19 protein-coding genes are annotated in these 21,136 nt (G+C 66.2%); 9 read left to right on the top strand and 10 right to left on the bottom strand.

Translation table 11 applies throughout. The annotated features are described in order from the left end of the window. The first annotated feature begins 25 nt into the window (after positions 1-25). Positions 26-742, top strand: a complete 717-nt coding sequence (locus tag AC1DHL_RS28640) for an ArsR/SmtB family transcription factor (protein WP_478164191.1) — start codon at positions 26-28, stop codon at positions 740-742. Here the strand turns inward: AC1DHL_RS28640 and AC1DHL_RS28635 are convergent. The 5 genes from AC1DHL_RS28635 to AC1DHL_RS28615 all read right to left on the bottom strand — a co-directional run bounded on the left by AC1DHL_RS28635 (position 736) and on the right by AC1DHL_RS28615 (position 7,574). Continuing rightward, on the bottom strand, positions 736-2,253 hold the full coding sequence (locus AC1DHL_RS28635) for an AMP nucleosidase (protein WP_478105738.1): 1,518 nt from the start codon (positions 2,251-2,253) through the stop codon (positions 736-738). The two genes, AC1DHL_RS28640 and AC1DHL_RS28635, sit on opposite strands and share 7 nt — an antisense overlap. Before the next feature lie 149 nt (positions 2,254-2,402). Next, complete coding sequence (gorA, locus tag AC1DHL_RS28630) at positions 2,403-3,755, bottom strand: glutathione-disulfide reductase (RefSeq protein ID WP_478164190.1); 1,353 nt, start codon at positions 3,753-3,755, stop codon at positions 2,403-2,405. 63 nt (positions 3,756-3,818) lie between these two features. Then, positions 3,819-5,849 (bottom strand): DUF6600 domain-containing protein, encoded by a 2,031-nt coding sequence (locus AC1DHL_RS28625; RefSeq protein ID WP_478164189.1) that lies wholly within the window; start codon positions 5,847-5,849, stop codon positions 3,819-3,821. A 165-nt stretch (positions 5,850-6,014) separates the two neighbouring features. Beyond that, positions 6,015-7,139 carry an extracellular catalytic domain type 1 short-chain-length polyhydroxyalkanoate depolymerase gene (locus tag AC1DHL_RS28620; RefSeq protein ID WP_478164188.1) on the bottom strand — a complete coding sequence of 375 codons (1,125 nt, stop codon included), beginning with the start codon at positions 7,137-7,139 and terminating at the stop codon, positions 6,015-6,017. A gap of 9 nt (positions 7,140-7,148) precedes the next feature. Next, entirely contained in the window at positions 7,149-7,574 is a 426-nt protein-coding gene (locus tag AC1DHL_RS28615; protein ID WP_478164187.1) for a CopG family transcriptional regulator, read from the bottom strand. 156 nt (positions 7,575-7,730) lie between these two features. Between AC1DHL_RS28615 and AC1DHL_RS28610 the strand changes: the two genes are divergently transcribed. Further along, on the top strand, positions 7,731-8,192 hold the full coding sequence (locus AC1DHL_RS28610) for a rhodanese-like domain-containing protein (protein ID WP_478105728.1): 462 nt from the start codon (positions 7,731-7,733) through the stop codon (positions 8,190-8,192). A 12-nt stretch (positions 8,193-8,204) separates the two neighbouring features. On the opposite strand, the gene lysM is transcribed toward AC1DHL_RS28610, so the two are convergent. After that, positions 8,205-8,666 (bottom strand): peptidoglycan-binding protein LysM, encoded by a 462-nt coding sequence (gene lysM, locus AC1DHL_RS28605; RefSeq protein ID WP_478164186.1) that lies wholly within the window; start codon positions 8,664-8,666, stop codon positions 8,205-8,207. A gap of 123 nt (positions 8,667-8,789) precedes the next feature. On the opposite strand from lysM, the gene AC1DHL_RS28600 reads away from it, so the two are divergent. After that, the gene (locus tag AC1DHL_RS28600; RefSeq protein WP_478105724.1) at positions 8,790-9,563 is read left to right on the top strand and encodes a type III pantothenate kinase; all 774 of its coding nucleotides are present in this window, start codon (positions 8,790-8,792) and stop codon (positions 9,561-9,563) included. Positions 9,564-9,703: 140 nt separating this feature from the next. On the opposite strand, the gene AC1DHL_RS28595 is transcribed toward AC1DHL_RS28600, so the two are convergent. Together AC1DHL_RS28595 and AC1DHL_RS28590 are read right to left on the bottom strand one after the other, a co-directional pair. After that, positions 9,704-10,804: a M14 family metallopeptidase gene (locus AC1DHL_RS28595; RefSeq protein WP_478164185.1), complete on the bottom strand. Its 1,101-nt coding sequence runs from the start codon at positions 10,802-10,804 to the stop codon at positions 9,704-9,706. After that, positions 10,801-12,015, bottom strand: a complete 1,215-nt coding sequence (locus AC1DHL_RS28590; protein WP_478105720.1) for a M20 aminoacylase family protein — start codon at positions 12,013-12,015, stop codon at positions 10,801-10,803. Before AC1DHL_RS28590 ends, AC1DHL_RS28595 begins: the two co-directional genes overlap by 4 nt. Before the next feature lie 92 nt (positions 12,016-12,107). On the opposite strand from AC1DHL_RS28590, the gene argE reads away from it, so the two are divergent. Continuing rightward, positions 12,108-13,316, top strand: coding sequence for an acetylornithine deacetylase (gene argE, locus AC1DHL_RS28585; protein WP_478164184.1), 1,209 nt, complete (start codon positions 12,108-12,110; stop codon positions 13,314-13,316). Between the two features lie 17 nt (positions 13,317-13,333). Beyond that, positions 13,334-14,536, top strand: a complete 1,203-nt coding sequence (locus tag AC1DHL_RS28580) for a DUF445 domain-containing protein (RefSeq protein WP_478164183.1) — start codon at positions 13,334-13,336, stop codon at positions 14,534-14,536. Between the two features lie 120 nt (positions 14,537-14,656). Here the strand turns inward: AC1DHL_RS28580 and AC1DHL_RS28575 are convergent, their stop codons facing one another. Continuing rightward, positions 14,657-15,778 (bottom strand): ABC transporter substrate-binding protein, encoded by a 1,122-nt coding sequence (locus AC1DHL_RS28575; RefSeq protein WP_478164182.1) that lies wholly within the window; start codon positions 15,776-15,778, stop codon positions 14,657-14,659. Positions 15,779-15,851: 73 nt separating this feature from the next. Here AC1DHL_RS28575 and AC1DHL_RS28570 point away from each other — a divergent pair, with 73 nt between their 5' ends. From AC1DHL_RS28570 to AC1DHL_RS28560, 3 genes are read left to right on the top strand one after another with little or no spacing between them, the layout of a single operon-like run. Beyond that, positions 15,852-17,906, top strand: a complete 2,055-nt coding sequence (locus AC1DHL_RS28570; protein ID WP_478164181.1) for a molybdopterin-containing oxidoreductase family protein — start codon at positions 15,852-15,854, stop codon at positions 17,904-17,906. Beyond that, on the top strand, positions 17,903-19,057 hold the full coding sequence (locus AC1DHL_RS28565; protein ID WP_478164180.1) for an aminopeptidase: 1,155 nt from the start codon (positions 17,903-17,905) through the stop codon (positions 19,055-19,057). Before AC1DHL_RS28570 ends, AC1DHL_RS28565 begins: the two co-directional genes overlap by 4 nt. Continuing rightward, positions 19,050-19,385, top strand: coding sequence for a polyhydroxyalkanoic acid system family protein (locus AC1DHL_RS28560; RefSeq protein ID WP_478164179.1), 336 nt, complete (start codon positions 19,050-19,052; stop codon positions 19,383-19,385). Before AC1DHL_RS28565 ends, AC1DHL_RS28560 begins: the two co-directional genes overlap by 8 nt. A 10-nt stretch (positions 19,386-19,395) precedes the next feature. Here the strand turns inward: AC1DHL_RS28560 and AC1DHL_RS28555 are convergent, their stop codons facing one another. Further along, positions 19,396-19,650 carry an acyl-CoA-binding protein gene (locus tag AC1DHL_RS28555; protein WP_478105706.1) on the bottom strand — a complete coding sequence of 85 codons (255 nt, stop codon included), beginning with the start codon at positions 19,648-19,650 and terminating at the stop codon, positions 19,396-19,398. A gap of 96 nt (positions 19,651-19,746) precedes the next feature. On the opposite strand from AC1DHL_RS28555, the gene AC1DHL_RS28550 reads away from it, so the two are divergent. Further along, positions 19,747-21,042 carry an O-antigen ligase family protein gene (locus tag AC1DHL_RS28550; protein WP_478164178.1) on the top strand — a complete coding sequence of 432 codons (1,296 nt, stop codon included), beginning with the start codon at positions 19,747-19,749 and terminating at the stop codon, positions 21,040-21,042. The last annotated feature ends 94 nt before the right edge of the window (positions 21,043-21,136 follow it).

Below are 21,136 nucleotides of genomic sequence, written 5' to 3'. Positions count from 1 at the left end.
ATCACACTTCGCTTACCATCGAAATATGGATGCAACCGCCGACTCCCATCTGGCCCGGCTCGCAGGCGCCATCGCCGAGCCGGCTCGTTCCCGCATGCTGTGCTGCCTGATGGACGGCCACGCGCGCACCGCGACCGAACTGGCCGCCGTGGCCGAGGTTGCGGCATCGACCGCCAGCGCGCACCTGGCGCGCCTGAAGGAACAGAGGCTCGTCGAATCGGTCGCGCAGGGCAAGCACCGGTATTTCCGGCTTGCGGGCAGCGAGGTCGCCGCGGCGCTCGAAAGCCTGCTCGTCGTGGCGGGCGTCACGCGCAGTTCCTTCACGCCGACGACGCCCAGTCCGCTGCGCTCGGCGCGCACCTGCTACGACCACATGGCCGGAGCCGTCGGGGTGGCGCTGCACGACCATTTGCATGGCCAAGGCTGGCTCAAGGTTTCTTCCGACAGCGCCGGCCGGTCGTACGACCTGACGCAGAAGGGCATCGCGGCGCTCGAATCCCTCGGCGTGGATGTCGGTGCGGCGCGCGCCAAGCGCCGACGCTTTGCCTGCGCCTGCCTGGATTGGAGCGAGCGCCGGCCGCATCTCGGCGGCGCATTGGGCGCCTCCTTGCTTCAGCTCTCATTGCAGCGCGGCTGGGTGCGCCAGGACCTCGACAGCCGCGCACTGGCGGTCACGCCGCGCGCACGTCGGGAAGCGCCCGCCTTGTTTGGCGAAGCGGCCGAGGTCTCCGCCGCTTACTGAAACGCGACTTCCGCAAAGCTGCGCAGCTTGCGGCTGTGCAGTCGGCTCGACCCTTCCTGGCGCAGGATGTCGATCGCCGCCATCCCGATGCGCAGGTGCTGTTCCACGCGCTCGCGGTAGAACTGGTTGGCCATGCCCGGCAGCTTGATCTCGCCATGCAGCGGCTTGTCGCTCACGCAGAGCAGGGTGCCGTAGGGCACGCGGAAGCGGAAGCCGTTGGCGGCGATGGTTGCGCTTTCCATGTCGAGCGCCACGGCGCGACTCTGGCTGAAGCGGCGCTGGGGTTGGTTGCCGGGCAGCAACTCCCAGTTGCGGTTGTCGGTGCTGGCGACGGTGCCGGTGCGCATGATCTTCTTGAGGTCGGTGCCCTGGGTGCCGGTGACCTCCGCCACGGCCTTTTCAAGCGCGAGCTGGATTTCCGACAGCGCCGGGATCGGCACCCACAACGGAAGCTCCTCGTCGAGCACATGATCCTCGCGCACATAGGCATGCGCCAGCACGTAGTCGCCGAGCTGCTGCCCCTGGCGCAGGCCGGCGCAGTGGCCGAGCATCACCCAGGCGTGCGGTCGCAGCACCGCGACATGGTCGGTGATGGTCTTGGCGTTGGCCGGACCGACGCCGATGTTGACCATGGTGATGCCCGTGCAGTCCTCGCGCACCAGGTGGTAAGCCGGCATCTGCGGCAGGCGCGGCGGTGACGTACCTTGTGTGCCGTCGAGCAGTTCGCCGTACAGCTCGCTCGACCCGGCAGCCAGCCCGCGACGGCGCGTGACGACATTGCCCGGCTCGATGAAGGCGATGTATTCGCTGTTCTCATCGGTCATTGCCTCGTGGCCGAGCCGTACGAATTCGTCGATGTAGAACTGGTAGTTCGTGAACAGGACGAAGTTCTGAAACCACTCCGGCGCCGTGCCGCTGTAGTGCCGCAGCCGATGCAGCGAGTAATCGACCCGCGCCGCCGTGAAGAGCGACAGCGGCTGCGCCTCGCCCGGCTTGGCCTCGAAAGTGCCGTTCGCGATGCCGTCATCCATCGCGCCCAGGTCCGGCAGGTCGAAGACATCGCGCATCAGCGCACGGCGCTCCGCGCTCATCGTGCCTTCGATGTGATCGTTCTCCGCGAACGAAAAATGGATGGGGATCGGCTGCGTGCTGGTCCCGATCTCGAGCTCGACCTGATGGTTCTCCAGCAGGAGCCTGAACTGTTCACGGTAATAGCGCAGAAAGAGATCCGGCCGCGTCAGCGTCGTCTCATAGCGTCCCGGCCCCGACACGAACCCGTAGCTCAACCCCGCATTGGCAACCGGCGTGCGCCGCGAGACCGTGTGCGTGTGAACCCGCACGAACGGATAGCAGGCCCGAACCCTCCCCGGCAGGCTTTCCCCCGCGACAAACCGCTGCATCGCGTCGCGAAGGTGCTGCAACCCCCCGTTGTAAATGAGCCGAACCTGCTCCAGGGCGACATCAGGATCAGTAAACCGGGCGGGCGCAACAAATGCAGGCATGTAAGGCATGAAGCATTGTGGCCCACCAACAAGTCGACCGCCGCACCCCGGCCCCCTTCGCGAAACACCGCGGAACCGGCTTCGCCGGGCCGCCGGTGTTGCCCCCGGCAGGGGGTGGGCGGCTACACGAAGTGAGCCAACCTGGGGGCGAGCCAAGCCTACGGCATGGGCTCGCGCATGGTCACGAACTCTTCGGCCACCGTGGGGTGGATGCCGATCGTGCTGTCGAACAGCGCCTTCGTCGCGCCGGCCCGCATCGCCACCGCAAAGCCCTGCACGATCTCACCCGCATCGGGGCCGACCATGTGCAGTCCGACCACCTTGTCGCTTGCGTGATCGACGACCAGCTTCATGAAGGTGCGCTCCTTGCTCTCCGAGAGCGTGTGGCGCAGCGCGCGGAACTCGCTGGAGAAGATTGTGACCTTGCCGAACTTCATGCGCGCCTCGGCCTCGGTGTAACCGCAGGTGCCGACGTTCGGGTGCGTGAACACTGCGGTCGGCGTGTATTCGTAGTCCAGTTGGCGCTTGCCCTTGCCGAAGAGCGTGTCCACCACCACCATCGCTTCGGCCAGCGCCACGGGCGTGAGCTGCTGGCGGGTCGACACGTCGCCGACGGCGAAAATCGAAGGCACCGAGCTGCGATAGTGCGCGTCGACGATCACGCCGCCTTGCTCGTCGAGCGCCACGCCCGCGGCTTCGAGATCCATGCCTTCCGTATTGGGCACCCGGCCGGTGGCGAAAAGAATGGCGTCCGCCTCCACACGCTGGCCGCGGGTGAGCAAGGCGCAAAGGCCGCTCTCCAGGCGCGTGACCATGGTGATTTCGTTGTTGAAGCGAATGTCGATGCCCGTGCGGATCATCTCCTTGGTCAGGAACTGGCGAAGGTCCTCGTCGAAGCCGTTGAGCAGGTGCGCACTGCGCTGCACCTGCGTGACCTTCGCACCCAGGCCGTTGAAGATCGAGGCGAACTCGCAGGCGATGTAGCCGCCGCCGACAACCAGAAGTCGCTTGGGAAAGGGATCGAGATCGAACATCGCGTCGGACACGATGACGTGTTCCTTGCCCGACACATCCGGCACGAAGGGCATGCCGCCGGTGGCGACCAGCACATGCTGGGCGGTGAACCGCCGGTCGCCGACCTGCACGGTGTGCGCATCCACGAACTGCGCCCAACCCTGGACGAGCGTGACGCCCGCTCCTTCGAGCAGGTTGCGGTAGACGCCGTTGAGTCGCGTGATCTCGCGGGCCCGGTTGGCCTTGAGGCGCGCCCAGTCGAATCGCGTCTCGCCGACATGCCAGCCGAAGCCGGCCGCTTCCTCGAAAGCCTCTGCGTAGCCGGCCGCGTAGCTGTAGAGCTTCTTGGGGATGCAGCCGACATTGACGCAGGTGCCGCCGAGCTCGGCGCATTCGGCCAAGCCGACACGCGCCCCGCGCTGGGCCGCCATTCGGGCGGCGCGAACGCCGCCGCTGCCGCCACCGATCACGAAGAGGTCGAAGTCGAATGTGCGCATGGGAACTCCTTGGCGCCGACTGTAGCCGGCGCTAGGAGATGCCGCTCTGCGCAGACGGCTAGGCTAGGGTCGGTCGACCAGGCCCTGCTGCGGTTGATCCGGACGGCCTGGACTACGCGGGCGCGCTTCCTGCGCCTGGCGCACCGCCTGCTGTTGCTGGGCGTGAAGCAGTTGCTGCGCTTGCTGCTGCTGGGCCCGCATGGCCTGTTGTTGCTGCATTTGCATCGCCTGTGCCTGCGCTGCGCGCTGCTGGGCTTCCATTTGCTGTCGCTGCATCTGCTGGAGTTGCTGCGCCTGTTGCGCTTGCATGGCCTGTGCTGCAGCACGCTGCTGAATCTCTTGCTGCTGCCGCTGGGCCTGCTGGAGTTGTTGGGCCTGTTGAGCCTGCATGGCTTGGGCGGCGGCGCGCTGTTGCACCTCTTGCTGCTGTCGCTGGGCTTGCTGGAGTTGCTGCGCCTGTTGAGCTTGCATGGCCTGTGCGGCAGCGCGTTGCTGAACCTCCTGCTGCTGTCGCTGGGCCTGTTGGAGTTGCTGCACCTGTTGAGCCTGCACGGCCTGCGCGGCAGCGCGTTGCTGCACCTCTTGCTGCTGTCGCTGGGCTTGCTGGAGTTGTTGCGCTTGCTGAGCCTGCTGAGCCTGCACGGCTTTTCCGGCGGCGCGTTGCTGCATTTCCTGTTGCTGCCGTTGCATCTGTTGCACCTGCAGCGCCTGCTGAAACTGCTGTTGTTGCCGCGGCGGCAACGCGCCGGGCGGCGGGGCGGCGGAGCGGCTGAACACCGCCGGCGACGGACCGCCGCGCAGCGGGATCGGTGCGCCCATCCCGACGGGAACGCTCACCAGGCGGTCTGTCGGCACACGCACGACGTCTCGCCGCCCAATCGGTCCACGGCCGAAATTGTCGGCCGGCACGACCGTGACCGCGCCCGGCATCAGCCGGTTGGCGAACTCGGCATTGCGCGCAGCGACCCGTCGGTCGAACGCGGCGCGATTGGCTTCGTCGACATAGCGCTGACTGGCACGGTAGCCCGGGCGCCAGGCCTCACCCGGCGCCAAGGGGAACCAGCCCACACCGTGGCGGCCACCGCCCAGCGCGAGGTTGGCATTGACGCCGGCGGCCGTTCCGCCCACGAAGGCCACGAGGGCGGGCGAATACACCGGCCGTGCGTGCGGCCGTCCCGGAACCCAGCACCAGCGCGGACCGACTCGGGCCCACCGGCCGTAGTGGGTCGGCGCGAAACCCCAGGGCGCAGCGTCGATCCAGGTCCATCCCCAGGGCGCAACGTTGACCCATTGGCCGCTCTGATAAGGCGCCCAGTCGGTATCGACATCGCGCGGATACCAGACGGCGCCGTAGTTTGGATCGTTCTGCCAGTCGCCATAGGCGTCGAGTTGCTGATAGCCGACGGTGTCGCGGGACACATAGCGTGCGGAGACGGATTGATCGTCGATGCGATCGCGCTCGGCCACCCAGCGGTCGAAGTCGGTGCCGGCGCGGACCGGCATGCCGTTCGCGACTTCGAGATTCCGGCCGGTGACCGTCAGTTGCTGGTGCGCGCCCAGCGGCGTGGATTCGCCGTTCTCGCCGAAGAGCGTGACGTTGCCTGCCGCGACGGAGACCTGTGTCGTGCCCGCGACCGGGTCGACGTTGATGCGGAAGTCGCCCGGCGTATCGACGACCATGGCCATGTTCGCGGAGTCGACCTCGAAGCGTCCGCCGGCGAGATCATCGCGCACGCGAACCTGGAGGCTCCCCTGCGTGGCCGTGATGCGGGCCGTGTTGTCGTCCACCTCGGACATCGTGAGGCTGGTCTGCTCGTCGAGCCGGACGGCGGTCGACCCCACGTAGACCTCCGCGCGCGCACTGCGGTCGGCCCACAGGCGGTCGCCCGTGGTGAGCGGGCGATTGGGTACCGCCTGGTACCAGTTGTCTTCCCCGGCAGGCGAGAAGCTCACCGTGCCTTGCTGGAAGTTGAGACGGCCTACGCGGGCCGGCGGGTCTTGCTGCGCTGCCGCAAGCACGCTTGTCAGGAGCAGCGCGAGTCCCAGCAGCCAGCCAGTCGCGCGGCGTGGAAGCGGGGTGGTGCGTTGGTTCATGGAAAGGTCCTCTGTCACTGACCATTCAACGCACGATGAGGGCTTGGCGCTGGCATCTGCATTGAAATTCAAGGCAAATATCTCGCGCTCGAGGAAACCAGGTGTAAGCCCGACGCCTTGGTCGGCGTGGGGCTTTGCGGTGTGAATGCAGCGTTCAGGCTGCGTTCACTGCGCTGTCCCTGACTGGGGGTGGGCGAGGAAGAAGCGCAGCATTTCGGCGCTCGCGTCAGGGCCGGTCGGGTCGGTGAAGGAACCTAGAGGGCTACCGCCAGCCCAGGCGTGCCCGGCGCCGTGCAGCAGCCAATGTTCGACAGTCGCGCGGCCTTGCGCATAGATGCGGCGGGTGTAGCTGCGGCCGCTTGCCGCCTGGCCACTCGATTCATGCGCGGGCGGCACAGCGCCGCCCTGTCCGGCGAGCGCCGCGGCGACCAACTGCTCTCCGTTGCGGGCGTTCACCGTGGCGTCTGCGTCGCCGTGAAAGACGATGGTCGGCATTGCCGGCCGGCCGGTCGCGACGGCGGCGTGACCGCGCTGCATCACGGCCAGTGCGGACATCAGGTCGTTGGCGGCTCCGGCGGGAATCCCCGAATGAACGCCGACCGCGGCGAAGAGATCGGGGTGCGTCCGCCCGAGGATGTCGGCCATGGCGCCGCCCGCCGACAGGCCCGCCACATAGACGCGCGCCGCATCGACCGCTTGCTCCGACATCACGGAACGCGTGAGCGCCGCGAGAAGCGCAGGTTCGCCGCGATCTCGCTGCTGGTGCTGGGGCTTGAACCAGTTCCAGCATTTCGACGAATTGGCGTGCTGCGTCTGCGCCGGATAAAGCACCAGGAAGCCGTGCTCCTGCGCCAGCCGATTCATCTGCGTGCCGGCGGCGAAGTCTTCCGGGTGCTGGGTGCAGCCGTGCAGCATCAGCACCAGCGGACGCGCCGTGCCGGCGCCTTTCGCGGGAACGAAAAGCTTGTAGGCGATGGTGCGGTGCTGGTGGGCGAACAGCCCGTCGGTCCATTGATCCTCGTCAAGATCCGGTGCGATTTCGGGTTCGGGTGGCGCCTCGCGAGCGACGGGCGGCGCTTCGACGAATCGCGCCTCGACGTCGATGATCAGCTTGTCGTCGTTGGCGGCATCGACGAAGGGTGGTTCCGCCTCCGCAGGGCGCATGCCGGCGGGCTCGGGTGCAGGGGCGCCTCTCAGCGCGCGCTGGATGGCGCGCGTCGCCTCCTGGAGATTGCCACCGCGCGTGAGACGGGTGGCCTGGTTCATCAGCCGTTGGAAAAGTGGATTCATGGGAGCACCTCAGCGAAGCCGGTCGGCCAATGCGGCCTTGACGGCCGGGGGCGCGTGCAGGGCGCCGAGGACGGTGATCGATCCGATGGTTTCCCGCGCGAGTTCGGGGGTCACATCGGCCGAGATGCTCGCAAGCCCGAGCACCCTGATCTCGAGTTTTTCGCCGGCACGGCGAACGGCCTCCAGATCGGCGGCGCCGAACTGTTGCAGGCCGAGCACCAGCATCTTGCGCGCGACCACCTGCTTGAGCGCATCGCCGTGCGCCGAAAGCTGATTGCGGATCGCCGTGCGGATGAAATCGGTGCGGTTCGAATAGAAGCCCTCCGCGACCATCAGGTCGATGTGTCCGAGGTCGACGTAGCCGAGGTTGATGGTGATCTTCTCGGCGTCCGGCACTTTGGCGCGCGGGGCGGCGGGAACGCGTTGATTTTGCATTCTGCCATCCTACCACCATCCATATGGATGGTCGATGGATGTTTTTTTAATAAGAATGCTGGCAACGTTCGATTGAACGCGGCCGGCGCCTGCGCTTTGTGAAGTGATGAAGAATGTGTGTCCTGAAAGACGCATTGACTCAAGGACACCTACGCAATGACCAAGCCGGAATCGAACTCGCCAACCTCGGCCGCCGTACCCTCTGGGCGCTCTGGCGTCTCGCCGGCCACCGGCTATGCCGGCGACGTGACCCCCGAACAGGCCGCCCAATGGATGGCCGACGGCTCGGCCGTGCTCGTCGATGTGCGCACCGACGCCGAGCGCGAATGGGTCGGCTATGTGCCCGGCGCCATCGGCATCGCCTGGAAACAGTGGCCGGGCATGGCCATGAACAACGCCTACGACGACGCCTTGCGCGCCGCCGTACCGCCGGGAAAGAAAGCAGTGATGCTGTGCCGCAGCGGCGTGCGCTCCATCTCCGCCGCCAAGCGCGCCACTGAACTGGGCATCGAGGCCTACAACATCCTCGAGGGCTTCGAAGGCGACGCCGACGCAGAAGGCCACCGCGGCCGCAAGGGCGGCTGGCGCCTCCGCGGCCTCCCCTGGAAACAAAACTAAGCTGGGGGCGAGCTAGAGTTTCGGGATGCGCAGCTTCTGCCCGGGATAGATCTTGTCCGGGCTACTCAGCATCGGCTTGTTGGCCTCGAAGATCGCGTTGTACTTGTTGGCGTCGCCGTAGTACTTCTTCGAGATCGCCGAGAGCGTGTCGCCACGGACCACGTCGTGATACTGCGCTGGATCGGCAGGCGGAGCCACCAGGTTGTTGTCGACTTGCGTCACGTTGGCCACGTTGCCGGCGGCCAGGGACGCCTTTTCGCTGGCCTCCTGCGACGGCGCATTGCCGGAGAGCGTGACGATCCCACTCGCAGCGGCGTAAGTCACCTCGAGCCCGGTCAGCCCGAGGTTCTGCGTCTCGATGTACGTCTTGATGGCGTTGGCAGCCACCTTTTCGGCGTCAGGTTCCGCAGCCTGCGCGGTCGACCCGCCGAACAGCTTTTCTCCCGCTTCCTTGATGAAACTGAGCAATCCCATGGTTTTCTCCTTGCGCCTGGTTGATGGAAAGGCGGAATTTAAGGGCGGAAGATGACCGTGCGGCGTAGTCCGTCGCCCCATGTGCAAGCGGCAGTAAACGCAAAGTCGTAAATAATGCCGCGCATGGCATTCCTCGCGATCGACATTGGCAATACCCGCCTCAAGTGGTCCCTCTACGATGCCGCGCGGCCCGGTGCCACGCTGGTCGCGCACGGTGCCGAATTCCTCGACCACATCGAGCGCCTCGCCGAAGGGCCATGGGCAGACCTGGCACCGCCGACGTCGATGCTCGGTTGCGTGGTGGCGGGCGATGCAGTCCGGCGACGTGCCGAGGAGCAACTGGTGGAGCGCTTCGACTGCTCGCCGCGTTGGGTAGTGTCGAGCGTGGCGGAGGCCGGCATCGTGAACGGCTACGACCATCCGACGCGCCTGGGTGCCGACCGCTGGGTCGCGATGATCGGTGCGCGCCACCGTATGCTGACGCAGGGCCCCGCGCGTCCGATGGTGGTGGTGATGATCGGCACCGCCGTCACCGTCGAGGCGGTGGATACGAACGGCAGGTTTCTCGGCGGCCTGATTCTTCCCGGGCACGGGATCATGCTGCGAGCGCTCGAATCGGGTACGGCCGGCCTTCATGTGCCGACCGGCGAAGTCCGGGAGTTCCCGACCAACACCAGCGACGCGCTGACCAGCGGCGGCACCTATGCCATCGCCGGTGCGGTGGAGCGCATGGTGCAGCATGTGCGGGCGCACTGCGGCGCGGAGCCGGCCTGCTACATGACCGGCGGCGCGGGATGGAAGATGGCGCCGAGCATGAACGGCGACTTCGACCTCGTCGACAGCCTCATCATGGACGGCCTGCTCGTGATCGCCGAGGAACGGATGCTTCCCGAATGAACAAGCCCACCCCCAGCATCGCCCACTTCGTGTGGCTCAGCACCCCCTCAAGGGGACGCACCCCTGCGGCCCGGCCAAGCCGGTTCCGCGGGTGCCTGCGAACAGGCCGGCTGCGCGGCCATGGATGAAGCCCAGGATGTTCAGGCGTTTGTGGTCAATCCATCGACGGCCTGGAACATCGCTTGTCGCGCCTGGCTGATGATCTGGCCGCGCCAGGCGTCCGAGTCCGTGTAGAACGCGTCGAGCATGGCCGAATGGATCGAGTCCGCCAGTTCGGCGGGCGCTTCCGGATGGTTGTGCAGCCAATGGTCTCCGCGCAGTGCGGCCATCACCTCCAGCAGGGGCTGCGTGCCGTATTCGAGGGCCATGCCGGTGTATTCGGCCTTCGGGCACTCCTCGTAGATGGCGCTCCAGTTGAGCCCGGTCAGGAAAGCGGACGCCGACGAGCCGTCATAGATCGACGTCACCGGCGCCGCTGGCGTGCCCCACCAGGCGTTGGCGCGGTCATAGGCCTTCTTGTCGTCCCTGCAGGCAAAGATGCGTTCTCCGATGCCGTTGGGCCCGAGGCCCGTGTGCAGGTCGATCCACGCCAGGCGGCGCGCGCGCTGGCCGTGCGTGCGCAGCACGTCGCGGAAGGTCTTGTTGCTCCAGGTCGGTGCGTTGCCGCCGAAGAAGAGGCCATCATCGAACTGGTACTGACCGCGGGTCACTGCGGCCTGAAAGGCGCTGGCGCCGTTCTGCTCGATCCAGGCTGCGATCGCTGCGCTGTCCTCTTCGGTCGGCGGCCACGTCTCGGGCAGCAGCAGCGGGTGCAGGCTCGCATAAGGCTCATTCACCGGCAGCGGTTGCTCGAAATCGAAGAAGTTGCGATTGAGGTCGACGTTCTCCTGCGTCACGCGCCGGCCGTACGAAAAGCCGTGCGGGTTGAGCGCATGGACGTACAGCACCGCCACGCCCTGCGCGCGGGCTTTTTCGCGCCACTCGTCGTCGTACAGCGCAAAGACCTGCACGCCGCCGCCGCAATGGCCTTCGACGCCATGACATGCACTGGACACGAGCAACATGCGTTCGGCATCCGGATTGCCGTCGAGGGCCACGTCCATCGCGAGTTCTTCGCCGTCGCGGCCCTTCAGGGGATGCACATGCGACCGCACGGCCAGCCCCGCGCTCGCGCAAGCTTGAAGGAACTTCTGCCGCGCCAGGAAATAGCGGGGCGCGAATGCTTCGCCAACGGCGATCATGCGGCGGCCTCCGCCGTGGCCTTTGGCGTGCTGAGAAACTGCTCCGCCAATTGCACCCAGCAGGTCGCGCCCAAGGGGATCAGGTTGTCGTTGAAGTCGTAGCTCGCGTTGTGCAGCGTGCACGGACCGGCGCCGTGGTGCATGTCGCGGTGCGTCCCGTCGCCATTGCCGATGAAGGCGTAGGCGCCCGGCTTGGCCTGCAGCATGAAGGAGAAGTCTTCGGCTGTCATGGCGGGCTCCTGCACGAGCACGTTGTCCGCGCCGACGATGCCGCCCATCACGCGGCGCGCGAAGTCGGCTTCGGCCGGCGTGTTGATCGTCGGCGGATAGGTGCGGATGAACTCGAAATCGCAACCTGCACCGTGCGCCGCGCAGATGTTCTCGGCGATCTGCTTCATGCGCGACTCGATCAAATCGAGCACTTCCAGCCTGAAGGTGCGCACCGTGCCGCGCAGTTCGGCATCGTTCGGGGTCACCGTGGGGGCCTCGCCCGCGTGGAACATCGTCACCGAGATGACGCCGGCATCGACGGGCTTCATGTTGCGCGTCAGGATGGTCTGGAAGGCCTGGACCATTTCGCAGGCGATCGGCACCGGGTCGATGCTGGTGTGCGGCAGTGCAGCATGGCCGCCCTTGCCGCGCACGACGATGTGGAACTGGTTGCTCGACGCCATCACCGGCCCGGGGCTCACCGCGAACTGGCCGGCCTTCATGCCCGGCCAGTTGTGCATGCCGAAGACGGCTTCCATCGGAAATTGCTCGAACAGGCCTTCCTTGATCATTTCCCGCGCGCCGCCGCCGCCTTCTTCCGCCGGCTGGAAGATCAGGTACACGGTGCCGTCGAAGTTGCGGTGCTTCGCCAGATGCTGCGCCGCCGCAAGCAGCATCGCCGTATGGCCGTCGTGGCCGCAGGCGTGCATCTTGCCGTGGTACTTGCTCGCGTGCTCGAAGGTGTTGAGCTCGGTGACCGGCAGTGCATCCATGTCCGCGCGCAGGCCGACGGCGCGGCTGCTGGTTCCGTTCTTCACGATGCCCACGACCCCGGTAGTGCCGAGCCCGCGGTGAATGGGAATGCCCCATTCGGTGAGCTTCGCCGCCACCACGTCGGCGGTGCGGACTTCCTGGTAGCAGAGTTCGGGATGGGCGTGCAGGTCACGTCGGACCGCGGCGATACCGGCCGCCTGGGTGACGAGGGAATCGATGAGTTTCATGGGCAGAGTCTAGGCTTTGCCGCAGATGCCCGCAAAGCCCGTGCCTGCCCGGATCAGCGCGCCCACCCCGGACTTCCGGGACAATGGATTGCATGTCACATGTGCTTTCCACTCGAAGCCTCGAACTCGCGCAGACGCTCGTGCGCATGAACACCGTGAGCGCCAACAGCAACCTCGAACTGATCGACTTCGTGCGCGATCACCTTGCCGGTCTCGGGGTGCGCAGCCGGCTCACGTACAACGCCGACAAGACGAAGGCGAACCTCTTCGCCACGCTGGGTGCCGGCAAGCAGGCGGGCGTGATCCTCTCCGGCCACACCGACACCGTGCCGTGGGACGGGCAGGACTGGACCGTCGATCCGCTCTCCGCCATCGTGCAGGACTGGCCGCAGGACGACGCGGACTCGGACACGGCGATCGTCGAGCCGCGACTCTACGGTCGGGGCTCGGCCGACATGAAGAGCTTCATCGCGGTGGCGCTGGCCAATGCCGAGCGCTTCATCGAGAGCGAATCGCCCTTCGCGGTGCACTTCGCCTTCAGCTACGACGAGGAGGTCGGCTGCTTCGGTGTGAGGGAACTGATCGCCGACATGAAGGACCAGGGCATCAAGCCGCTGGCCTGCATCATCGGCGAGCCGACGTTGATGGTGCCGGCCATCGCGCACAAGGGCGTCTATCGCTACAAGTGCTGCGTGCGCGGCAAGGAGGCGCATTCTTCGCTCACCCCGCAGTCGGTCAATGCGATCGAGATGGCCGCCCGCGTCGTCGGCAAGCTGCGCGACATGGCCGAGGGCTTCGAGCGCGACGAGCGGCGCTACGACGGTTTCGACGTGCCCTACAGCACGGCCAGCGTGGGCCAGTTCCATGGCGGCATCGCCGACAACGTGGTGCCGCGCGACGCGGAGTTTCGTTACGAATTCCGCAACCTGCCCACGAGCGACGTGGCGCAAATGCAGAAGGAAATCACCGCCTTCGCGAGCCGGACGGAATCCGCAATGAAGAAGGTCGCGCCCGACGCCGGCTTCCGTTTCGAGACCATCTGCGAAATCCCGAGCTTCCTGAGTTCGGCCAGCGAGCCCGTGACGCGACTGGCGCAACGACTCGCCAATGAACAACGCACCACGCTGGTCGCGTTCGGCACCGAAGCCGGCATCTTCAAGAGCGCGGGCATTCCGACCGTGGTATGCGGCCCCGGGAGCATCACGCAGGCGCACCAGCCCGATGAGTACGTCACGCTGGAGCAACTCGCGCGCTGCGAAGACTTCTTGCGCGGACTCGCCGCGACGAAGGAGATCCGCTGAAAAGGATCGCGCTGGGCTTGCTGTGCGCTGCCGCGCTGCTGTACGTGGCGGCGACGGCGCTTGAATCACGGCATGCGGCCTGGAGCTACGTCGCCGCATTCGCCGAAGCCGCGATGGTCGGGGCGATCGCCGACTGGTTTGCCGTGGTTGCGCTGTTCCGGCATCCGCTGGGCTTGCCCATTCCGCACACCGCGATCATTCCGGCAAACAAGGACCGCATCGGCGCCAAGCTCGCCGGCTTCATCTGCAACAACTTCCTGAGCACGCCGCAGGTGCTGGCCAAGTTGGCGCAGTTCGATCCGGCGGCGCGGCTGGCGGACTGGCTGTCGCGGCCCGACCGCGCCGAGAAACTCGCCGAGCACCTGATTGCAGCGGTCCGTTATGGGCTGAGCGCCTTCGACGACGCGCGGGTGCGCGACTTCCTTGGCCGGATGGCTTCTGCTGGCCTGAACCAGGTGGATATCTCGCGCCTGGCGGGGCAGGCGCTCGACGCGCTCACCGCGGACGGCCGACATCAGGCGCTGCTGGACGACGTGCTGGTGCAGGTGGCGCGCGTGGTCGAGGGCGACGAAGTGCAGGAGCGCATCACCGAAGCCATTGCGCGCGAAATCAAGGCGCTGCGCTACGTGGGGCTCGATCAGGTGGCTGCCAAGCTGGCCACCCGCAAGATCGTGGACGCTGTCGCGCGCACCATCGGCGACATGGCGGCCGAGCCGGAGCATCCGCTGCGATTGCGCTTCGATGTGTTCATGGCCGGCTTCATCGAGCGCCTCAAGTCAGACCCGGCGTTTCAGCAGCGCGGCGAGGCCATCCGCGCAGAGTTGCTGGCACATCCCGCGTTGGGCGACTACCTGCATGGCCTGTGGAGCGAACTGCTCGGATGGCTGCACGACGATCTGGCGAAGACCGATTCGAGCATCCGCCTGCGCATCGTTGCCATGGCCGGGACGCTGGGTGCGCGGCTTCGGGCCGACGAAGCAATGCGTCGATGGATCAACGAACAGATCGTGGATGCCGCACCGCGTGCGATCGAGCGGTATCGCGAGGACATCCGCCGCTACATCGTCGAACGTGTGGCCGAGTGGAACGCCGACGAGATGACGAACGAACTCGAACGCCACATCGGCCGAGACCTGCAGTTCATTCGCGTGAACGGAACCCTGGTCGGCGGCCTGGTCGGCCTCGCCATCCACACCGCTACGCAGATATGGAAGCAGTAAACAGCGGCCCGCGCAGCGACGCCCGTTCGGGAAACACCGCGGAACCGGCTTCGCCGGGCCGCTGGTGTTGCCCCCTTTCAAGGGGGGAGGCGGCTACACGAAGTGAGCAAGCAACGGGGGTTAGGTTCTAATTCTGCCGTCCGCCGTGATCATCGACAGTTCGACGAACTTCGAGGCCACGTGGTTGCGCGACGAGAACGACACCTCGAAGCCTCCGAACTGCTGGCGGTCAATGGTTTCGAGGCCAGCGATCAATCCGTCGCGGGAGACCTTGCCTGGCGCGCGGCGCAGTCCTTCCGTCAGCACTTTCGCCGCCAGGAAGCCCTCCAGGCTCGAGAAATTCGCCTGGGCCTTGCTGTTGCTCTTGCGCACGGCCTCGGCGAACTCGCGCGTGATGCCGTTCGCCGTGTTGTAGGGCGAGGGGACGACCTGGGTGACCACGACGCCTGCGCCGTCCTTGCCGAGTTCGTCCGCCAACGCCTGCGTGCCGACGAAGGAGACGTTGAAGAAGGTGCCGCCGTACCCCGACTTTCGCGCTTCGCGAATGAACGCGGCGCATGACTTGTAGGCGCTGATCTGGACCACGGCATCAGGCCGGGCTGCCGTGATGGTCTTGACCGCCGCGGCGACGTTGACGGAGTTCCGCTCGACCGTGGCGAGCGCGGCCGGCTTGAGGTCGAGTTGCGACAACGCCAGCGTCACGCCGTCGAGGCCCGCCTTGCCGTAGGCGTCGTTCTGGTAGAAGACCGCGATCTTCTTGAGGCCCAGGTTGGTCAATTGCCTGACGATCAGCGCGGTCTCGTCGTTGTAGGAAGCGCGCAGGTGGAAGACGTTCTTGCGAAACGGCTCCCGCAAGGCCATGGCGCCGGTGAAGGGCGCGATGAACGGAACCTTGGCATCCACGGCCAGCGGCAGCGCCGCAAGGCTGGTGGGCGTGCCGATGTAGCCGAACAGTGCGAAGACGTCGTCGTCGATCAGTTTTTTGGTGTTTTCCGCGCAGCGATCGGGCTCGTAGCCGTCGTCGAGGAACTTGATCTGCACGTTGCGGCTTGCTTGCGCGTTGTACTGGTCGAGGTAGAGCTTTGCGCCCTCGTAGAACTGGATGCCAAGCTGGGCCGCGGGACCCGTGAATGCCGCGGACTGCCCGAGAACGATCGGAATGTCGCCCTGAGCCCTCGCGAACTGGAAACCCGCCAACGCCGCGGCGCCCGTGGCGATCGAAAAGTGCCTGCGATTCAACATCGTGATAACCCCCACGCCCGCTTTGTCAGGCGCACAACTTAGACTCGACCGGTTTGCTGTTCCCGATTGATTCATGACTTCCCAGACCCCAGTGCACCAAGTGCTCGGCGCATGCCCTCATGACTGCCCTGATACGTGCGCGCTCGTCACGACCGTGCAGGACGGCGAGGCCGTCAAGCTGCAGGGCAATCCCGAACATCGGCACACGGCTGGCGTCCTTTGCACCAAGGTCTCTCGGTACATCGAGCGCACCAACCATCCCGAACGTCTCGCCCAGCCGCTGAAGCGCTCCGGCCCCAAGGGCAGTGGCCGTTTCGAGCCGGTGACGTGGGACTTTGCGCTGGACGACATCGCCGGGCGTCTGAATGCAATCAAGAGTAACAATCCGGAAAAGATTGTGCCCTACAGTTACGCAGGAACGATGGGTCTTGTGCAGGGCGAATCGATGGATCGTCGTTTTTTCAACAAGCTTGGCGCATCTCTTCTGGACCGCACGATCTGCTCCACTGCTGGTGGTGAGGCCTTAGGTTTTACTTTGGGCGGCAAGGTCGGCATGCGGGTCGAATTTTTCGCCGAGGCGAAGCTGATCCTCATCTGGGGCAGCAACTCGATCGGGAGCAATCTGCATTTCTGGCGCCATGCGCAAGCCGCCAAGCGCGCCGGTGCGCGGCTGGTGTGCATCGATCCGCGCAAGACGGAGACGGCGGACAAATGCGACGAACACATTGCGCTGCTGCCGGGCACCGATGCCGCACTGGCGTTGGCCCTGATGCACGAGCTGATCGTGAACGACTGGCTCGATCACGACTACATCGAACGCTACACCGTGGGCTGGGCGCAGCTCCGCGAGCGCGCCCTGCAGTGGCCACCGGCGCGCGCGGCCGCTGTTTGCGGCGTGCCCGAGGCGCAGATCGTCGCGCTGGCACGCGCCTACGGCACCACCCGTCCGGCGGCGATCCGTCTCAACTACGGCATGCAGCGCGTTCGCGGCGGCGGCAATGCGGCGCGTGCCGTGGCCTGCCTGCCCGCGCTGGTGGGTGCATGGCGGGAGCGGGCGGGCGGTCTGCTGCTGAGCAGTTCGGGGCTTTTTCCGGTGGACCGCGCGACGCTGCAGCGGCCCGACCTGCTGGCGGGGCGGCAGCCGCGCACCATCAACATGAGCGCCATCGGCGACGCGCTGCTCGACGATGCGAATCCGATCGAGGCGCTGATCGTCTACAACAGCAACCCGGTGGCCATCGCGCCCGAATCGGGCAAGGTGGTGGCAGGCTTCGCGCGCGAAGACCTCTTCACCGTGGTGCTCGAACAGTTCCAGACCGACACGGCCGACTATGCCGACTACGTGCTGCCAGCGACCACGCAGCTCGAACACTGGGACATCCATTTCAGCTACGGCCACACCGACGTGCTGCTGAATCGCCCGGCCATTGCGCCGCGCGGCGAGGCGCGCAGCAATACCTGGGTGTTTCGCGAACTCGCCCGGCGCATGGGCTTCGACGAGCCCTGTTTCTCGGACGACGACGAAACCCTGTGTCGCGCTGCGTTCGCGTCTGAAGCGGTGGACTTCGACGAGTTGCAGGCGCATGGGTTTGCCACGCTGAAGCTGCCCGATGCGCCTTACGCGGAAGGCAACTTCCCGACGCCGTCGGGCCGCTGCGAATTCTTCAGCCAACGGCTGGCCGCGATGGGCCAGGACGGCCTGCCCGACCACGTACCCAACTACGAGCCGGCCGGAAGTTCGAAGGAGTTCCCGCTCGCGATGATCTCGCCGCCGGCCCGCAACTTCCTCAATTCCAGCTTCGTCAATGTCCGAAGCCTGCGCGCGATCGAGGGCGAGCCGGTGCTCGAGATCAACGAAGCCGATGCCGTCGCGCGCGGCATCGCCGACGGCGCCATCGTGCGTGTCTTCAACCAGCGGGGCGAGTACCGCTGCCGTGCCGATGTCTCGCGCCGGGCCCGGCCGGGCGTGGTTCATGGTCTCGGCATCTGGTGGCGCAAGCTCGGGCTGGATGGCACCAACGTCAACCAGCTCACCAGTCAGCGTCTGACCGACATCGGGCGCGGCCCGACCTTCTACGACTGCCTGGTCGAGGTGGAGTCCGTTGCGGAAGCTGCGGTCCCGACATGAAACGCGGTCGATGGGCACTCCTGGGCGGTGTCGCGGTTGTCGGCGCGGCCGCTTTGGCCGGGTGCGCCGACGTCGGCTACTACTGGCAATCGGCGAGCGGCCATCTCGACCTGATGCGCGCTGCGCGGCCCGTGCCCGAATGGCTGGAGGACCCCGCCGCATCCGAATCCCTCAAGACCAAGCTCGAACTCACGCAGCGCATTCGCCGCTACGCCGTGACTGAACTCGACCTGCCCGACAACGCGAGCTACAAGTCCTACGCCGACCTTCACCGCAACGCCGCGCTGTGGAACGTCGTTGCCGCACCACCGCATTCGCTCACGCTGAAGACCTGGTGCTTCCCGGTCGCCGGCTGCGTCGGCTATCGCGGCTACTACGACGAGGCCGCCGCCAATGCCGAGGCGGCAACGTTGCGTGCGCAGGGCCTGGAGACTTCGGTCTACCCGGTTCCGGCCTACTCGACGCTCGGCTGGATGAACTGGGCCGGCGGTGATCCGCTGCTCTCGACCTTCATCGGCTATCCCGAAGGCGAACTGGCGCGCATCGTGTTTCACGAGCTGGCGCACCAGGTGTTGTACGTGTCGGGCGACACCACGTTCAACGAATCCTTCGCGACCGCGGTGGAGCGCATCGGCAGCCAGCGGTGGTTGAAGACCCAGGCAAGCGAAGCGGCCCGGAGCGAATACGCGCAGTTCGATGCACGCCGCCAGCAATTCCGCGAATTGACCGCCGAGACGCGCCGCGCGCTGGAAGACATCTATTCATCCAAGGAAGCCGAGGCGCAGGACTGGGCGACGGTCGATGCCAAAAAGCTGGCGGCGATGGAAGATTTCCGGCAGCGCTATGCGGCGCTTCGCGCGACGTGGACCGGCCCTCGGCAGGGCGCCTACGACGCCTGGGTGGCACGCGCCAACAATGCGGCCTTCGGTGCCCAGGCTGCCTACGACGAACTCGTGCCCGGCTTCGAGGCCTTGTTCGAACGCGAGGGCGAGGATTGGTCGCGCTTCTATGCCGCCGTCAAGAAGCTGGCCGAGATGCCCAAGGCGGGACGCGAACAGGCCCTGAAAATCACCCCCGCTTCACCGGACGACCTCATGCAAACTCGGTCCTCTTGCTGCAAGCGCGAACACAACGGAGACCACGGTGCCTGACATCCATATCGAACGCAATCACACACTGGGTCTGCCGGCCGCCCGCGAGCTGGCGCGGCAATGGATGCAGCGCGTCGAACAAGACTACGGCCTGGAATTCAGCTACGCCGAAGGCGAGGCGCGCGACGTGGCCCAGTTCGGCCGCACCGGCATCGATGGCAGCGTCGAGGTCAGCGCCGACAACTTCAGGTTGCGCGCGACGCTGGCCTTTCCATACGGCAACTTCAGCGAGCAGATCGAACAGCGCCTGCTGAAGAACCTCGACGATCTACTGGGCACCGACGCGCAGGACGACGACGATGCCTACAACGACAAGGCTTGGCTGTGAGCCCAGCGGCTCAGCGCAGCGATTCGATCAGGTCGATGTATTGCTGCTTGGCCTCGTCGGCGCTCAGTCCCTTGCGGGACGTCCAGGCATCCCACTTGGCGCGCGCGACGATGTCGCTGAAGCTCGGCTTTTTCTCGGCGTTGTCGCCTGTCGTGGCCTGCTTGAAGAGGCCGTAGATCTTGAGAAGTGTCGGATTGTCCGGGCGCTCGGCGAGCAGTTTGGAGTTGGCTTGGGCGGCTTCGAACAGGGCGTTGAGATCGGACATTTCGGCATTCGACAAATAATGAGCCGCGATCTTAAGTGACGGTGCCGCATCAATAGTTCGCGGCGCCGCTGCGTTTCCCGAATTCAATCCCGATCCATGACGAAGCTGAGCATCGACTCGCCCGACATCGCCGCCTCATTCGCTCCCGCCGTCCGCCGGCCGCGACTCGTGAGCGCCACCGCGCTGCTGTGGGGCTGCGTGGTTTTCATGCCCGTGGGGCTCAACTACCTTGGCGCCGGCTTGCTGATCCTCACCGTCCTGCTGTCGGGCGGGCTGCGCGAGCGCGCTGCGCGCCTGCGCACCGATCCGCTGCGCTGGCCCATCCTGGCCTTCGTGGTCTGGACGCTCGTCGTGCTTGCGTTTCGACCGCATCACCCCGAGACGGGCCTGAGCCTCTGGCATGACGGGCGCATTGCGGCCACGTTGGCGATCACGCTGGTCCTGTCGGTCGAGGAGACGGTGTGGGCGCTGCGTGGCTTTCTCATCGCGGCGGCGTTCTCGGTGATCGTGATCGTCCTGGCGCATACGGTGGGCGTGCCCTTGCTGCCGATCTGGCACAACGTCGTCGTGATGAAGGGCAACAAGTCCATCAACGATGCACTGCTTTTCTCGGTCATCGGCGCGTCGGCCGCTGTGTGGGGGTTGGCGCATCTGAACGACACGCGCGACCGTTGGCACTGGGCGGGGCCGGCGTTTGCCGTGACCATCGCGATGGCCGTGATCGTGACAGTGACGTTGCCCTCGCGCACCTCGCTGCTGGGCCTGCTGTTGGCCGTCTTCGCGGCATGCGTACATCAATGGCGCGGCCGGCTGCGCGTGCTGGCCGTGTCACTCTGCGTGGGCGCGGTGGTGGCGGGCTGCCTGGTCTCGCAGGCGCCGTCGGTCCAGGAGAAGTTCACGCTGGGCATCCAGGAACTCGAAGCCGCCAAGGGCGGTGCGGTCTCGGAGGGAAGCTGGGTCGTGCGGTATCACATGTACCGCGAGACCACGCGGATGATGCTCGACGCACCGCTGGCGGGCCTGGGGCTCGGCAGCTGGACGCCGGAATGGCATCGGCGCGGCCCCAAGCTGCTGTACGACTACAGCATGCCGCACAACGACTTCCTCTGGATGGGCGCGGAAACAGGCGTTCCGGGCCTGCTCACGCTCGTCGCGATATTCCTGACGGGGCTCGTCATCGCATGGCGGCGCCACGACATCACCGGCAGGCTGGCATTTGTCGCGATGCTGATCCTGCTGGTTGCGACGTGCGTCAATTCAGCGATGCGCGACGCTGCGATCGGGCTGAGCCTGCCCTGGATCGCGTTCCTGTACCTGCACCTTGTTCGCGCGCCCGGAAACCCCTGGGTCAGCGTGGTGCCGGGCCGCTGGGGCGCGTTGCTGCGCGGCTAGGGCCTGTTCACACTACTTCCGGGGTCGCGAAGGTATGCCAGGACGGGCCAATCAAGGCGCGCGACGCCGCATGTGCGTTGGCACATGCAAGGAG

The sequence above is a fragment of the Variovorax sp. 10L426 genome (genome assembly GCF_056395305.1).
This window is presented reverse-complemented; position numbering and strand designations above follow the sequence as displayed.

Bases quoted from the DNA above. Each gene is read 5' to 3' on its own strand.
- lysM (WP_478164186.1), bottom strand. From the start codon at position 8,666: ATGGGATTGCTCAGTTTCATCAAGGAAGCGGGAGAAAAGCTGTTCGGC.
- AC1DHL_RS28570 (WP_478164181.1), top strand. From the start codon at position 15,852: ATGACTTCCCAGACCCCAGTGCACCAAGTGCTCGGCGCATGCCCTCAT.
- AC1DHL_RS28640 (WP_478164191.1), top strand. From the start codon at position 26: ATGGATGCAACCGCCGACTCCCATCTGGCCCGGCTCGCAGGCGCCATC.
- AC1DHL_RS28550 (WP_478164178.1), top strand. From the start codon at position 19,747: ATGACGAAGCTGAGCATCGACTCGCCCGACATCGCCGCCTCATTCGCT.
- AC1DHL_RS28625 (WP_478164189.1), bottom strand. From the start codon at position 5,849: ATGAACCAACGCACCACCCCGCTTCCACGCCGCGCGACTGGCTGGCTG.
- AC1DHL_RS28615 (WP_478164187.1), bottom strand. From the start codon at position 7,574: ATGCAAAATCAACGCGTTCCCGCCGCCCCGCGCGCCAAAGTGCCGGAC.
- AC1DHL_RS28600 (WP_478105724.1), top strand. From the start codon at position 8,790: ATGGCATTCCTCGCGATCGACATTGGCAATACCCGCCTCAAGTGGTCC.
- AC1DHL_RS28590 (WP_478105720.1), bottom strand. From the start codon at position 12,015: ATGAAACTCATCGATTCCCTCGTCACCCAGGCGGCCGGTATCGCCGCG.
- AC1DHL_RS28595 (WP_478164185.1), bottom strand. From the start codon at position 10,804: ATGATCGCCGTTGGCGAAGCATTCGCGCCCCGCTATTTCCTGGCGCGG.
- AC1DHL_RS28555 (WP_478105706.1), bottom strand. From the start codon at position 19,650: ATGTCCGATCTCAACGCCCTGTTCGAAGCCGCCCAAGCCAACTCCAAA.
- AC1DHL_RS28610 (WP_478105728.1), top strand. From the start codon at position 7,731: ATGACCAAGCCGGAATCGAACTCGCCAACCTCGGCCGCCGTACCCTCT.
- AC1DHL_RS28635 (WP_478105738.1), bottom strand. From the start codon at position 2,253: ATGCCTTACATGCCTGCATTTGTTGCGCCCGCCCGGTTTACTGATCCT.
- gorA (WP_478164190.1), bottom strand. From the start codon at position 3,755: ATGCGCACATTCGACTTCGACCTCTTCGTGATCGGTGGCGGCAGCGGC.
- argE (WP_478164184.1), top strand. From the start codon at position 12,108: ATGTCACATGTGCTTTCCACTCGAAGCCTCGAACTCGCGCAGACGCTC.
- AC1DHL_RS28565 (WP_478164180.1), top strand. From the start codon at position 17,903: ATGAAACGCGGTCGATGGGCACTCCTGGGCGGTGTCGCGGTTGTCGGC.
- AC1DHL_RS28620 (WP_478164188.1), bottom strand. From the start codon at position 7,139: ATGAATCCACTTTTCCAACGGCTGATGAACCAGGCCACCCGTCTCACG.
- AC1DHL_RS28575 (WP_478164182.1), bottom strand. From the start codon at position 15,778: ATGTTGAATCGCAGGCACTTTTCGATCGCCACGGGCGCCGCGGCGTTG.